Genomic DNA, 13,488 nt, shown 5'->3' on the forward strand with positions numbered 1-13,488 from the left:
CGCCTGACCTGGAGGACGTAGAGGTATGGTCCTCTCTTGCTGCGCACCACACAGGCCGCACACCGGAGCGCGGGTCACGTCAGCCGTTGCGCCTTGCTGAGCAGCCGCTGCGCCACCACGACCAACGCCAGGAACACCCCGCTCACGACCTGCTGGAACGCCGACGTCAAGCTCCCCACCTGGTTGATCAGGCTCTGGATGACGCCGAGCAGCAGCACCCCGGCCACGGTGCCGGTGATCCCGCCCGCTCCCCCGGTCAGCAGGGTGCCGCCGATCACGACGGCGGCGATGGCGTCCAGTTCGAGCCCGATGCCGAGGATCGTCACGCCGGACGACAGGCGGGCCGCGTTCAGCGCTCCGGCGAGGCCGGCCAGCAGGCCCGACATGACGTACACGTACACCTTGGTGCGGGCGACCGGCACGCCCATCAGGGCCGCCGCCTGCTCGTTCCCGCCGATGGCGTACACGTTCTGGCCGAAGCCCGTGCGTTGCAGCAGCACCATCGCCGCCAGGGCCAGGGCGGCGGTGATGTAGACGGGATAGGACAGGCCGAGCACCTCGCCCTGGCCCACGGCGGCGAAGGCGGGGTCTTTCACGAGATACGTGGTGGCGCCCTCGTCGGAGATCGCCAGCATCAGCCCCCGCACGCCGAGCAGCCCGGCCAGGGTGACGATGAACGGCGCCATCCCCGTCCTGGCGATCACCATCCCCTGGAGCAGGCCGACCGCCCCGCACACCGCCAGCGGCAGCAGCAGCGCCACCAGCAGGCCGTACTGGGAGCCGTAGGCGGCCAGTACCCCGCCCAGCACGAACAGCGACCCCACGGACAGGTCGATGCCGCCGCTGATGATGACGAACGTCATCCCGATCGCGATGATCGCCAGGAACGACGACGACACCACGACGCTGGCCGCGTTCCCCGGCGTGGCGAACGAATCGAAGGCCAGGCTGCCCCCGATCACCAGCAGCCCCAGCACCATGAGGGCGCCGTGCTGCTGGAGCACCCGGCCGGCCTGTTCTCGGTTCAACGGCGCTCCCTGGTGGCGTAGACGGCGGCCAGGATGATGGCCGCCTGGACCATCTGGGTCCACGACTGGGGCAGATTGTGCTTGATCAATGTGGCCGACAGCAGCTGCATGAGCAGCGCGCCCATGACCGTGCTGAGCACCCGGATCCGGCCGCCGGTCAGCGGCGTGCCGCCGACCACCACCGCAGTGATCGCAGACAGCTCGATGAACAGACCGAGCGAGGTCGGGTCGCTGGCCTGCAGCCGGGCCGTGGCCAGCACCCCGGCCAGCGCGGCCAGCAGGCCCGAGATCACGTAGACGGTCAGGAGCACGCGCTTGACGGGCAGGCCGGACAACTCGCTGGCCGACCGGTTGCCGCCGATCGCGACCACCTGCCGCCCGAACGTGGTGCGCCGCACCACGAACAGCACGATCAGGGTCAGCGCCGCCGCGATCAGCACGATCACCGGGATCCCGGCCACCGAGCTGCTGCCCAGCGCGATCAGGTCGGGGTTGCGGAACTCGACGAGCTGCGGCACCAGCACGTTGGCCAGCCCGCGCACGCCGACGAGCAGCGCGAGGGTAGCCACGATCGGCTGCACCCCGACGTACGCCACCAGCGCCCCGCCCGCCGCCCCGGCCGCCGCCCCGCCGATCACGGCCACGAGCACGGCCGGCAGCCAGCCGTACCCCAGGTACATCACCACCAGCGCGGCGGCCAGCGCCATCACCGAGCCCACCGACAGGTCGATGCCCTGGGTGCCGATCACCAGCGCCATCCCGAGCGAGACGATCACGATGGGGGTGACCTGGACGAGCTGGGTGCGGAAGTTGGCCGCGTCCAGGAAGTGCGGGGTGAACAGCACGTTGAACAGCAGCAGCGCCAGCACGGCCGCGTACACGCCGTAGTCCTGCACCCAGGCGAACACGCGCGGCTTGAGCACCGCGACGCGGGCCTGCGCAGCGCCCGCGCCCGCACCTGGCCCGGCTCCCGTCAACTCGGCCATCGGACTGCTCCGCTCAGCCATCGGACTGCTCCGCGATCGTCGCCATGATCCTCTCCTCGGTCACCTCATCGCCCGACAGCTTCCCCGCGACCGCGCCTTCGCGCAGCACGAGGATCCTGTCGGCGCCCTCGACCAGCTCCTCCAGGTCGGAGGAGATCAGCAGCACGCCCAGTCCCTCCTCCGCAAGCTCGTCGATCAGCGCCTGCACCTCGGCTTTGGCGCCGACGTCGATGCCGCGGGTGGGCTCGTCCAGCAGCAGCACCTTGGGGCGTACGGCCAGCCAGCGGGCCAGCAGCACCTTCTGCTGGTTGCCGCCGGACAGCTCGGACACCAGCTGGTGCGGCGAGGCGGCCTTGATCCTCAGCCTCCGCATGAAGATCTCGACCACCCGGTCGATCTTCGCCTCGGACACGACGCCTGCGGTGCCGAGTGACGGGAGGGCGGCCAGGGCGATGTTCTCCCGCACGGAGAGCGTCGGGATGATGCCCTCGGCCTTGCGGTCCTCCGGCAGCAGGCTTACCCCCGCTCTGATGGCCGCCGCGGTGGAGCCGGTGCGCAGCGGCCTCCCCGCCACGTCCACCTGCCCGCCGTCCAGCGGCAACGCGCCGACGATGGCCTTCGCCGTCTCGGTACGCCCCGCTCCCAGCAGGCCGCCCAGGCCGACCACCTCGCCGGGCCTGATGTCCACGTCCACGCCGTGGAGGACATGACGACGGGTCAGCCCCCGCGCCCGGACGATGGGCACCTGCCCGTTCCCGTGCCCGGACGCCCCGATGCATCCGGCGTCCACACCGCCAGAGCGCGCCGGCGCCGGCGCCGCGCCGGCGGCTGTGGCGTCCGCGCCCGCGCCACGGGGAGGGGCGACGCTGCGTGCGGCGATCGCGGCGCCGTCTGCCGGAGCACCGGCGCTGGAGGCGGTTGCCTCACCGCCATCGGCATGCGCCGAAGCGTCACCACCCAACGCGGCCACCGATGCGCCGCCAGGCACACGCACTGAAGTACCACCATCCGGGGGACCACCCTCCAGCGCGCCGGTTCCGGTCTCCGAGGCGGCGCCGGCGCCCCTGACGGTGCCGGCGCCCGAGGCGGTGGCGGTTGGTGGGGTGTTGGGGCGGGAGCGGGAGAAGCGGGTGAGGCCCTCGGTGCGGACCTCGTTGAGGTCCCGGCCCAGCATGAGCGAGATGAGCCGGAGCCGTTCCAGGCCGGCGAGCGGCCCCGTGTGGGCGAGGCGGCCGTCGCGCAGCACGGTCACCCGATCGCACACCTGGTACAACTCGTCCAGCCGGTGGCTGACGTACAGGACGGCGATCCCTGCCTCCCGCAGCCGTCCGATCACCCCGAACAGCGTCTCGACCTCGCGCGGCTCGAGCGACGACGTCGGCTCGTCCATGATGACCACCCGCGCGTCCACGGAGACCGCCCTGGCCAGGGCGACCATCTGCTGGGCCCCCATGCCCAGCGTCCGCAGGGGCCGACGGACGTCGGCCGAGACGCCATAGCCCGCCAGCACGCGGGAGGCCTCGCCGTACAGGGCGGCCGGGTCGATCACGCCGAAGCGGCCGCGCGGCTCGCGGCCGAGCAGCAGGTTGCGGGCCACGCTCATCATCGGGACGAGGTTGACCTCCTGGTAGATGGTGGAGATGCCGGCGCGCTGCGCGTCCATGGGGGTCGCGAAGGCGGTGGGTCCGCCCCGGTAGCGCAGTTCGCCCCCGTCCGGCCGGTACACGCCGGTGAAGACCTTGATCAGCGTGGATTTGCCGGCACCGTTCTCCCCCACGAGAGCGTGCACCTCGCCCGGGCGCAGGGCGAGGGACACGCCGTCGAGGGCGAGCACACCGGGGAATCGTTTGGCGATCCCCCGAGCCTCGAGCACCGGTTCCACGTCAGCCCGGTCAGCCTGGGCAGCCGAGTCACCCAAGTCAGTACGCCTCACCGAGCGAGTCCTTGGCGTTGCTCGTGTCGTAGTCGCGGTCGGAGATGATCACCTTGTCCGGGATGGCCTGCCCGTCCAGGAACTTCTGCGCGGTTTCGAAAGCGAGCGGCCCGAAGCGCGGGTTGGACTCGATGACCGCGTGCAGCCAGCCGTCGGCGATGCCCTGCACGGCGCTGCGCGTACCGTCCACGGACACGATCTTGATGTCGCCCGGCTCCTTGCCCGCGCCCTTCAGCGCGGTGACCGCGCCCAGCGCCATCTCGTCGTTCTCGGCGTAGATGCCGTTGATGTCGGGGTTGGACTGGATGAGCTGTTCGGTGACCTGCTGCCCCTTCTCGCGGGCGAACTCGCCGGTCTGCTCGAACGAGATCGTGATGCCGGGCGCCTTCTCCTTGACGCGGTCCTTGAAGCCGTTCGTTCGCTCGGTGGTGACGTTGTTGCCGGGCGCGCCGAGCAGGATGGCGACCTTGCCCTTGCCGTTCAGCGCCTCGATCATCCGGTCGGCGGCGCGCTTGCCCTGCTCGTAGAAGTCCGAGCCGATGAACGTCAGGTAGTCGGTGCAGGGCCTGGCGTTGATCTTCCGGTCCACGGTGATGATCGGGATCTTCTTGGCCGCGGCCTGCTGGAGGACCGGCTCCCAGCCGTCGGAGTTGAGCGGGGCGATGATCAGCAGCCGCGCGCCCTGGGCGATGAGCTGCTGGACGTCGGTGATCTGCTTGGAGAACTGCGACTGCGCGTTGGTGACCTTGAGGTTGGCGATGCCGAGCCTGGCCGCCTCGTCCTTGATGGACTTGGTCTCCGCGATGCGGAAGGGGTTGGCCTCCTTCTCGGACTGGGAGAAGCCGACGGTGGCGGTCTTCAGGTCGAACGTCGTGCCGCCGGACTGCTGTAACGTGCAGGTCGGCCCGGCGCCGCCCGCGGGGCTCTGCACCACCTGCTGCCCGGCCGTGCTCGCCGCGGCGGGCGCGCTCTGCGGCTCCTCGGCCTTGGCGCAGGCGGCGGCGGTGAGGAGCACGGCCAGCGCCAAACCGGCTGTCCGGATCTGGGGGGTCATGGCGGTTCCTTTCCTACCAGGTGCCGCGCCCGGGCCACAGGGGCCCGGGCGGGCGAAAGGTCAGCTGCAGGTGGGGTTGATCGCGCCGGTGAGCGCCTTGTGCGCGTCGTGGACACGCTTCACGTCGGGCTTGGTGATCGCCCTGTCGTACGTCATCAGGCCGTTGATCTCGGTCTCGACGTCGGTCGTCTGGGTGTAGATGGCCGCGCTGAGCTGCTCGCAGGCGTGCAGCCGCTCGAGTTCCTTGATCATGTTGACGTAGCGGGTGGTGAGGGCCTCCGGGTTCGGCTCGACCGCATAGCCCCACCCGCCTCCGGACCAGGTGTGGCCGACCAGGGGCAGGGCCAGACCGCCGTACTCGCCGATCACGTTCGCCCGGGTGCCGGAGGGCTTACCGGGGTTGCCGGGGCCGGGGTAGATGTGGAAGTCCTTGACGTCGCCGTTGCCGCCGTCCACGGCGCCGCAGCAGTTCACGCCGCTCATGTTGTTCACCAGGCGCGAGGGATCCCAGCTCTTGACGAGGTCGGCGATGCGCGCCTGGTCGTACTGGCCCCAGCCCTCATTGAACGGCACCCACATGACGATCGACGGGCTGCTGCGGTGCTGGTCGATCATCTCGCGCAGCTCCGCCTCGAACTGCGGCCGGTCGGTGGTGCGGAACGCCGACGGCATGTCCTGCCAGACGAGCAGGCCGAGCTTGTCGGCGTGGTGGTACCAGCGGTCGGACTCGACCTTGACGTGCTTGCGCACAGTGTTGAAGCCGAGCGCCTTGGTCTGCTCCAGGTCGTAGCGCAGCGCGTCGTCGGTCGGGGGCGTGTAGATGCCGTCCGGCCAGAAACCTTGGTCGAGCGGGCCGATCTGGAAGACCGGCGTTCCGTTGAGCAACATCCTGTTGCCCGCGACGGAGATGGAGCGCATCCCGAAGTACGACTCGACCCGGTCCAGCCCGCGCAGGACGGTCAGGTCATAGAGGAACGGGTTGTCGGGGGACCACAGCTTCGGCTTGGGCACCGGAAGCCTGAGCTCCTTGCCCACCTGGCCGGTGACGATGCCCACCACGCGGTTGCCGTCCTTGGCGACGACGGTGGCGAGGCCCGGCGAGCCTTGGACGGTCACGTACAGGGCCTGGCCCCGCAGGTCGGGCACGGTGTCGACGCGGTCGATACGCTCCCTGGGCACCGGCTCCATCCAGACCGTCTGCCAGATGCCGGACACGGCGGTGTACCAGATGCCGCTCGGGTCGAGCCGCTGCTTGCCGATGGGCTGCGCGCCGGTGTCGGTGGGGTCGGCGACGCCGACGACGAGTTCCTGCTTGCCGGTGGGCTTGAGCGCGTCCGTCACGTCCACGGTGATCCGGTCGTAGCCGCCCTTGTGGGCGCCGACCTGCTTGCCGTTGACGTAGATCACGGCCTCCCAGTCCACGGCGTCCAGGTGCAGCAGCAGCCGCTGGGCGCGCCAGGTGATCGGCACCTCGAACGTCCTGCGGTACCACATGCGCTCCTCGTGCCGGCCGATGCCGGACAGCTGCGACTCCACCGGGTACGGGACGACGATGCGCTCGGGCAGGTCCTTGCCGATCGGCGCGGCCTCGCCGCTCTTGGCCGGCGCGAACTGCCACGTGCCGTTGAGGCTGCGCCAGCGGTCCCTGACGAGCTGCGGCCTCGGATACTCAGGCAGTGGATCGGCGGGGTTCACGTCGTCGGCCCACTTGGTGCGGAGCACGTACGTCGAGGCGTTGACCACGTACGCGTGCCGGTAGGCCGCCAGCGGCGTGCCGTCGGTGTGGGTGATGCCGCCGCTGCCGTCGTAGGCGGCGCGGACGGTGACACCGGCCTTGGCCGGAACCGGATATTTCAGCTTGAGTTCGACGGTTTCCGGATTCTTCAGGGTGGCGGCGGTGACCGGCCACGCGGTCCCGCCGACCGTGAGGACGAGCTTGCCGGCCGCCCCCGCGGGCAGCGCGTTGAGCGGCTTGGCGAACGTCAGCGTCGCCACGTCGCCGCCCGCGTTCAGCCGGGCGTCGGACGGCCCCTCCGGCTGGAAGCCGGCAGGCAGGGTGAATGCCTCCATGGGCACGATCGCCTTCGGCTGGCTCGGACTCTGCCAGCGCAGCCGCAGGTGCGCGCCGCCGAAGTGCTCGAAGTACTCGACCTTGACGTCGTACTTGCGGCCGGCTTCCAGGGCGATCGGCGTCCCGACCTGCTCGCGGTCCCAGTCGTCCACCCAATGGTCGATGATCGGCTTGCCGTCGATCCAGAGGCGGAAGCCGTTGTCGCCGATCATGGAAAACGTGTAGGTCTCGGAGTACTTCGCCTGGATCTGCCCCGTCCACCGGACGGTGACGTCGTCCTCCCTGCCGGTCAGCAGCCGGAATGTCGGATTCAGGTCGGCCAGCTCCAGGTTGGGGTCGACGACACTGGCCTTCAGCTCGGCGAAGTCGAACGTCCCCGCCCCGGAGGCGAGGTAGTAGTCGCCGCGCAGCCCGTTCCGCTCGGCGGCGGCGGCAGCGGCAGCGGCGGATGCGGACACGGGAGACGGCGCCTGCCATAACACGGACAACAACACGGCCAGCAACAACGCGAGGCGCTTACGCACGGGGGGTCCTTTCGTAACGCGGCCGATCAGGTTCGGTCAGCCTTCGACCCTGACTTGCTCCCAAATAAGCACCGCTGGACCGAGCCGGTCAAGATTTCCGATCAAATTCGTTCTCGTTCGGTCAGAGCTGAGCTCGCTTCGGCCGATCGACTATGATCCGGGACGTGAGCGACACGCAGAGCGACGGACGCAGGCCCGTGTTCGCCGCGGAACGCCGGCAGCGCATCCTGGAGCTGGTGCGCGCCAACGGCGCCGTGTCGCTGCGCGAGCTGGCCCAGTCCGTCCATTCCTCCGAGGTCACCGTCCGCCGCGACCTGCGCGCGCTGGAGTCGGAAGGCCTGCTCAACCGCCACCATGGCGGCGCCACGCTGCCCGGCGAGCTGTCGCGCGAGGCCGGTTACGCGCACAAGGTCTCGCTGGAGTCGGCGGAGAAGGCCGCCATCGCCGACCTGGCCGCCGCGCTCGTCGAGGACGGCGACGCGATCGTGATCGGCCCCGGCACCACCACGCAGGAGTTCGCCCGCCGCCTGACCAGGCACTCCGAGCTGGCCGTGGTGACCAACTCGCTGCTGGTCGCCCAGGTGCTCGCGGCCTCGCGGGTCGAGGTGATGCTGACCGGCGGCACGCTGCGCGGCGCCATCCTGGCCCTGGTCGGCAGCGCCGCCGAGCACTCCCTGGCCGGGCTGCGGGTGCGCAGGGCGTTCATCTCGGGCAACGGCCTGAGCGCCGAGCGGGGCCTCTCGACGCCGAACATGCAGGTCGCAGGCGTGGACCGGGCACTGGCCGCGGCCGCGGAGGAGGTCGTGGTGCTGGCCGACCACACCAAGGTCGGCGTGGACACGATGGTGCAGACGGTTCCGCCCGACCGGATCGACCACCTCGTCACCGACGACGCCGCGCCCCGCGACGTGCTCGACGAGCTGAGCGGCCGGGGCGTGCGCCTGCACGTCGCCCAGTTCTGATCGAATGTGACAATCCCGTTACTGAATTGTTTCCTTCCTCGACCACGATCGAGCCGGAGGCAACCGTGCTACAGGTGGCAGGCGTTCTCAAGACCTTCGCGGGCGTCGTCGCCCTGGACCACGTCACTCTGTCCGTACGCCCCGGCGAGGTGCACGCGCTGGTCGGAGGCAACGGCGCAGGCAAGTCGACCTTGGTGAAGGTGCTCTCGGGCGTGCACCAGCCGGACGCCGGCGAGCTGCGCCTCCTTGGGGAGCCGGTCAGGTTCGCCGGACCCGCCGACGCCAAGCGGGCCGGGATCGCCACGATCCACCAGGAGACGAACCTCGTCCCGACCATGAGCGTCGCCCGTAACCTGCTGCTCGGCAGGGAGCCCAGGGGACGGCTCGGGCTGATCGGCAACACGGCCCTGCACGCCCGCGCCGAAGAGCTGCTGGCCGCATACGGGCTACGGGTGGACGTTCGCCGCCCGCTCGCCTCGCTGGGCGAGGGCGCGCGCCAGCTCGTGGCGCTGGCCAGGGCCGCCTCCGCGGACGCGCGCCTGGTCATCATGGACGAGCCCACGTCGTCGCTGGAGCACGCCGAGCTGGAGACGCTGTTCGGGGCCGTGCGGCGGCTGCGCGAGGAGGGCCGCTCGGTCGTCTACGTCACCCACCGGCTGGAGGAGCTCTACGGGATCTGCGACCGTGTCACCGTGCTACGCGAGGGCCGGGTCGTGCACACCGGGCCGCTGGCCGGGCTGGACCGGCTGCGGCTGGTCTCGCTCATGCTGGGCCGGCCGTTCCACCCCGTCGCGCCCGCGCCGCGGGGTGGTGAGCCCGACGAGCCGGCCGACCTGCCCGTTCTGGAGGCCAAGGGCCTCACCCGCCACCACGTGCTCGACGGCGTGTCCCTGGCCATGCGCGCGGGCGAGGTGATCGGCCTCGGCGGGCTGCTCGGAGCCGGACGCAGCGAGACCGCCCGCGCGATCGCGGGCGCCCTGCCGGTGGACGCCGGGCAGGTGACGGTGGCGGGCGCGGCGGCCCGCACATGGCCGATCGGACGGGGCGGGGCGGCCCGCAAGTGGTCGGTCAGGCGCGCCGTGCGGGCCGGCGTCGGACTGGTGCCGGAGAACAGGAAGACCGAGGGCATCGTGCCCACGCTGTCGGTACGCGACAACATCGCGCTGGCCGCGCTGCCCCGGCTGTCGCGGGCCGGCATCGTGTCGGACGCGCAGGTGGACGGCATCGTGGCCACGTTCATGAGGCGGCTGGGCATCCAGGCCGTCTCGCCCCGGCAGCCGGCCGGCGAGCTGTCGGGCGGCAACCAGCAGAAGGTGCTGCTGGCCCGCTGGCTGGCCGTGCATCCCAAGGTGCTCCTGCTCGATGAGCCGACCAGGGGCGTCGACCTGGCGACCAAGCTGGGCATGCAGGCGTTGCTGGACGAGCTGGCCGTGGACGGGCTGGCCATCCTGCTGATCTCGTCGGACGTGGCCGAGCTGGTGGACAACTGCGACAGCGTGGTCGTGCTGCGGGACGGCGCGATCACCGAGCAGCTGACCGGGCCCGAGGTCACCGAGGACCGCCTGCTGGCCGCCCTGGCCAAGGACTAGCCCCGCCGATCCGCCCACACGTCCACGGCCGTCTTTGATCGACGTCAGCGGCCCGGTCTCATCGTCGTCTCATCCTCCTCGCCGCACAGTGGTCCCGATCCCCAGGGAGCGACGCGAGGGAGAACGACATGGCACAGCAGCAGCTCCATCAGGCCCGCGAGGGCGGCAGGCTCAGGCGTGAGGTCGGGCTGGTTCCGCTGACGTTCTTCTCCCTCGGGTCGATCATCGGCTCCGGCTGGCTCTTCGGCGCGCTCTACGCCGCCCAGGGCGCCGGGCCCGCGGCCGTGATCTCGTGGATCGTGGCGGGCGCCGGGATCGTCCTGCTGGCCGTCATCCACGCCGAGCTGGGTGGCGCCTACCCCACGGCCGGCGGCACCGCCCGGTTCTCACACTTCGCCTTCGGCGGCCTGGGCGGCTACACGGTCGGCTGGGTGAGCTGGATCTATTCGGTCGCGCTCGCGCCGATCGAAGTGGAGGCGGCGCTGCAGTACGCCGCCAACTACCTGCCCTGGCTCATGCACGACTCCGGCGGCACCGCGGTGCTGAGCCCCGCAGGGTACGCCGTTGCGGCCGTCCTGATGCTGGTCTTCTCGGTGATCAACGCCAAGGGGGTGCGGTTGTTCGCGGAGGCCAACACCTGGACGGTGTGGTGGAAGATCGCGGTGCCGCTCGTGACGATCGTCGTGCTGCTGCTCGTGGCGTTCCGGCCGGGCAACTTCACCGCCGCCGGCGGCTTCGCCCCCGAAGGGCTCAAGGGCATCCTGTCCGTGACGGCCTCCAGCGGGGTGGTCTTCGCGCTGCTGGGCTTCGAGTCGGCGATCCAGATGGCGGGCGAGAGCCGCAACCCGCGGCGGGACGTGCCCACCGCGGTCATCGCGTCCACGCTCATCGGCGTCGGCGTCTACCTGCTGCTCCAGGTGGTGTTCGTGGGTGTGCTGAGCTTCGGCGACCTGGAGCACGGCTGGGCGCACCTCGGCTTCGCCGGGGAGTTCGGCCCGTTCGCCGGCCTCGCCTCCGCGATCGGGCTCGGGTGGCTGGCCTTCGTCCTGTACACCGACGCGGTCATCTCGCCCGCGGGCACCGGCCTCATCTACACCGGGACGCAGGCCCGTCTGCTTTACGCGATGGGTAGAGACCGCTTCATCCCCGCGTCGTTCGGGCGGCTGAACGGCCGAGGGGTCCCGCTGGGCGCCATCGTGTGCGGGTTCGCCGTCGGCATGCTGATCTTCTTGCCGTTCCCCAGCTGGAGACAGCTCGTCGGGTTCGTCACCTCGGCGGCCGTGCTGATGTACGCGCCTGCCCCGATCGCGCTGGCGGCGCTGCGGCGCAGCGACCCGGACCGGCCGCGGCCGTTCCGGCTTCCGGCGGCGCACGTCCTGGCGCCGCTCGGTTTCGTGATGGCCAGCCTGCTCATCTTCTGGGCCGGGTGGACGACCGTGTGGCACCTGCTGGCCGCCGTGGCCATCGGCGCCGTGGTGTTCGCGATCTCGCAGGCCCTCCTCCCGGTCGCGGACCGGCCCTGGCTGGACTGGCGCTGGTCGCTCTGGATGTGGCCGTACTTGGGCGGCATGGCGGTGCTGTCGTACCTCGGGTCGTTCGACGGCCGCGGCGTCCTGCCGTTCGGCTGGGACATGCTCGCGGTGACCGTCTTCGCGCTGGTGATCTACGCCTTCGCGGTGACCCGCCCGCTGCCGGCGCGGATCGTGCGGCAGTACGTCGAGGCGGCCGAGCAGGAAGCCGGGAGGCTGTGATGGAAACGCGTGACGTGGCGGCGGTGGAGCTCGACGGGCTCCGGTACGCCTTCAGGGGCAAGACCGCGGTGCACGGCATCGACCTGCGGGTGGCGCCGGGAGAGGTGTTCGGCCTGCTCGGCCCCAATGGAGCAGGCAAGACCACGACGATCCGGCTGATCGTCACCCTGCTGCCGTGCCTGCCCGGCGCGGTGCGGGTCTTCGGCGTGGACGCCGCCCGAGACCCCATGGCCGTGCGGCGGGCCGTCGGCTACGTGCCGCAGCAGCTGTCGGCCGACGCCGCGCTGACCGGCCGGCAGAACATCGCCCTGTTCACCCGCCTGTACGGCGTGCCGGGGCGGGAGCGCGCCGCCCGGGTCGAGGAGGCGCTGTCGGCGATGGGGCTCCTCGATGCGGCGGACCGGCCGGCCGGCACCTATTCGGGTGGCATGACGCGCCGCCTGGAGCTGGCCCAGGCCCTCGTGAACGAGCCGCGGCTGCTGGTGCTCGACGAGCCGACGATCGGGCTGGACCCGGTGGCGCGGGCCGCCGTCTGGGACCGGATCACCGCGCTTCGGGCCGAGACGGGGATGACCGTGCTCGTCACGACCCACCACATGGACGAGGCCGAGCACCACTGCGACCGGGTCGCGCTCATGCATCTCGGCCGGATCCGCGCGGTCGGCACCCCCGGCGAGCTCAAGGCCCGGCTGGGCCCTGAGGCGTCGCTGGAGGACGTCTTCCGCGCCTGCACAGGCGACACGATGGAGGAACCAGGAGATGCCCGTGACATCCGAAGCACCCGCCGTACGGCTATCCGGCTCGGCTGACCACCTGCGGGACCTGGCCGGCCCGGTGTGGGCGTTGTGCCTGGTGGAGCTGCAGAAGCTGCGGCACGACCGCGCCGAGCTGGTGACCAGGGCGATCCAGCCGGCCCTTTGGCTGCTGGTGTTCGGCGAGACCTTCACCCGCATCCACGTGATCCCGACAGGGAACCTGCCGTACCTCGACTATCTGGCCCCCGGCATCCTCGCGCAGTCGGCGTTGTTCATCGCCATCTTCTACGGCATCCAGATCATCTGGGAGCGGGACGCCGGAGTGCTGGCCAAGCTGCTCGTCACCCCGATCCCCCGCGCGGCGCTGGTGACCGGCAAGGCCTTCGCCGCCGGCGTACGCGCGGTGGTGCAGGCGGTCGTCATGCTGATCCTGGCCGCCGTGCTCGGTGTCGCGCTCACCGCGAACCCGCTCCGGATCGCCGCCGCCCTCCTGGTGCTGGTGCTCGGTGCGGGATTCTTCGCGTGCCTGTCGATGGTGATCGCGGGCCTGGCCTTGAGCCGCGAACGCGTCATGGGCATCGGCCAGGCGCTCACGATGCCGCTCTTCTTCGCCTCGAACGCGCTCTACCCCGTCGAGCTGATGCCCTCCTGGCTCCAGGCGATCAACCGGGTGAACCCGCTCGGCTACCAGGTGGACGCCCTGCGCTCGCTGCTCCTCGGCACACCCGGCCATCTGGCCCTGGACCTCGCCGTACTGGTCACGGCCCTCCTCGCGGGCATCGCGGCCGCCTCGGCCCTGCTGGGCCGATTGAGCCGCTGACGTGGGTTGCACGCG

10 protein-coding genes are annotated in these 13,488 nt (G+C 71.1%); 5 read left to right on the forward strand and 5 right to left on the reverse strand.

Features of this window, described 5'->3' with window-relative positions:
- Positions 1 to 74: 74 nt before the first annotated feature.
- Genes ACTWPT_RS27135 through ACTWPT_RS27155 form a run of 5 tightly spaced genes read right to left on the reverse strand, consistent with a single transcriptional unit; the run spans position 75 to position 7,596 of the window.
- Positions 75 to 1,028: an ABC transporter permease gene (locus ACTWPT_RS27135; RefSeq protein WP_443180278.1), complete on the reverse strand. Its 954-nt coding sequence runs from the start codon at positions 1,026 to 1,028 to the stop codon at positions 75 to 77.
- On the reverse strand, positions 1,025 to 2,014 hold the full coding sequence (locus ACTWPT_RS27140; protein ID WP_443180279.1) for an ABC transporter permease: 990 nt from the start codon (positions 2,012 to 2,014) through the stop codon (positions 1,025 to 1,027). Before ACTWPT_RS27140 ends, ACTWPT_RS27135 begins: the two co-directional genes overlap by 4 nt.
- Positions 2,015 to 2,027: 13 nt before the next feature.
- Positions 2,028 to 3,947 (reverse strand): sugar ABC transporter ATP-binding protein, encoded by a 1,920-nt coding sequence (locus ACTWPT_RS27145; protein WP_443180280.1) that lies wholly within the window; start codon positions 3,945 to 3,947, stop codon positions 2,028 to 2,030.
- The gene (locus ACTWPT_RS27150; protein WP_443180281.1) at positions 3,934 to 5,001 is read right to left on the reverse strand and encodes an ABC transporter substrate-binding protein; all 1,068 of its coding nucleotides are present in this window, start codon (positions 4,999 to 5,001) and stop codon (positions 3,934 to 3,936) included. Before ACTWPT_RS27150 ends, ACTWPT_RS27145 begins: the two co-directional genes overlap by 14 nt.
- Positions 5,002 to 5,061: 60 nt before the next feature.
- Positions 5,062 to 7,596: a PA14 domain-containing protein gene (locus tag ACTWPT_RS27155; RefSeq protein ID WP_443180282.1), complete on the reverse strand. Its 2,535-nt coding sequence runs from the start codon at positions 7,594 to 7,596 to the stop codon at positions 5,062 to 5,064.
- 164 nt (positions 7,597 to 7,760) lie between these two features.
- Between ACTWPT_RS27155 and ACTWPT_RS27160 the strand changes: the two genes are divergently transcribed.
- The 5 genes from ACTWPT_RS27160 (at position 7,761) to ACTWPT_RS27180 (ending at position 13,473) form a co-directional block, all read left to right on the forward strand.
- Positions 7,761 to 8,558 carry a DeoR/GlpR family DNA-binding transcription regulator gene (locus ACTWPT_RS27160; RefSeq protein ID WP_443180283.1) on the forward strand — a complete coding sequence of 266 codons (798 nt, stop codon included), beginning with the start codon at positions 7,761 to 7,763 and terminating at the stop codon, positions 8,556 to 8,558.
- 74 nt (positions 8,559 to 8,632) lie between these two features.
- A complete protein-coding gene (locus ACTWPT_RS27165; RefSeq protein WP_443180284.1) occupies positions 8,633 to 10,147 on the forward strand; it encodes a sugar ABC transporter ATP-binding protein in 1,515 nt (504 codons plus the stop codon).
- 128 nt (positions 10,148 to 10,275) lie between these two features.
- Positions 10,276 to 11,898, forward strand: a complete 1,623-nt coding sequence (locus tag ACTWPT_RS27170; protein ID WP_443180285.1) for an APC family permease — start codon at positions 10,276 to 10,278, stop codon at positions 11,896 to 11,898.
- A complete protein-coding gene (locus tag ACTWPT_RS27175; RefSeq protein WP_443180286.1) occupies positions 11,898 to 12,707 on the forward strand; it encodes an ABC transporter ATP-binding protein in 810 nt (269 codons plus the stop codon). Before ACTWPT_RS27170 ends, ACTWPT_RS27175 begins: the two co-directional genes overlap by 1 nt.
- Positions 12,664 to 13,473 (forward strand): ABC transporter permease, encoded by an 810-nt coding sequence (locus tag ACTWPT_RS27180; RefSeq protein WP_443180287.1) that lies wholly within the window; start codon positions 12,664 to 12,666, stop codon positions 13,471 to 13,473. Before ACTWPT_RS27175 ends, ACTWPT_RS27180 begins: the two co-directional genes overlap by 44 nt.
- The last annotated feature ends 15 nt before the right edge of the window (positions 13,474 to 13,488 follow it).

Source organism: Nonomuraea sp. 3N208 (genome assembly GCF_052245935.1).
Classification (GTDB): Bacteria; Actinomycetota; Actinomycetes; order Streptosporangiales; family Streptosporangiaceae; genus Nonomuraea.

Bases quoted from the DNA above. Each gene is read 5' to 3' on its own strand.
- ACTWPT_RS27140 (WP_443180279.1), bottom strand. From the start codon at position 2,014: ATGGCCGAGTTGACGGGAGCCGGGCCAGGTGCGGGCGCGGGCGCTGCG.
- ACTWPT_RS27150 (WP_443180281.1), bottom strand. From the start codon at position 5,001: ATGACCCCCCAGATCCGGACAGCCGGTTTGGCGCTGGCCGTGCTCCTC.
- ACTWPT_RS27170 (WP_443180285.1), top strand. From the start codon at position 10,276: ATGGCACAGCAGCAGCTCCATCAGGCCCGCGAGGGCGGCAGGCTCAGG.
- ACTWPT_RS27175 (WP_443180286.1), top strand. From the start codon at position 11,898: ATGGAAACGCGTGACGTGGCGGCGGTGGAGCTCGACGGGCTCCGGTAC.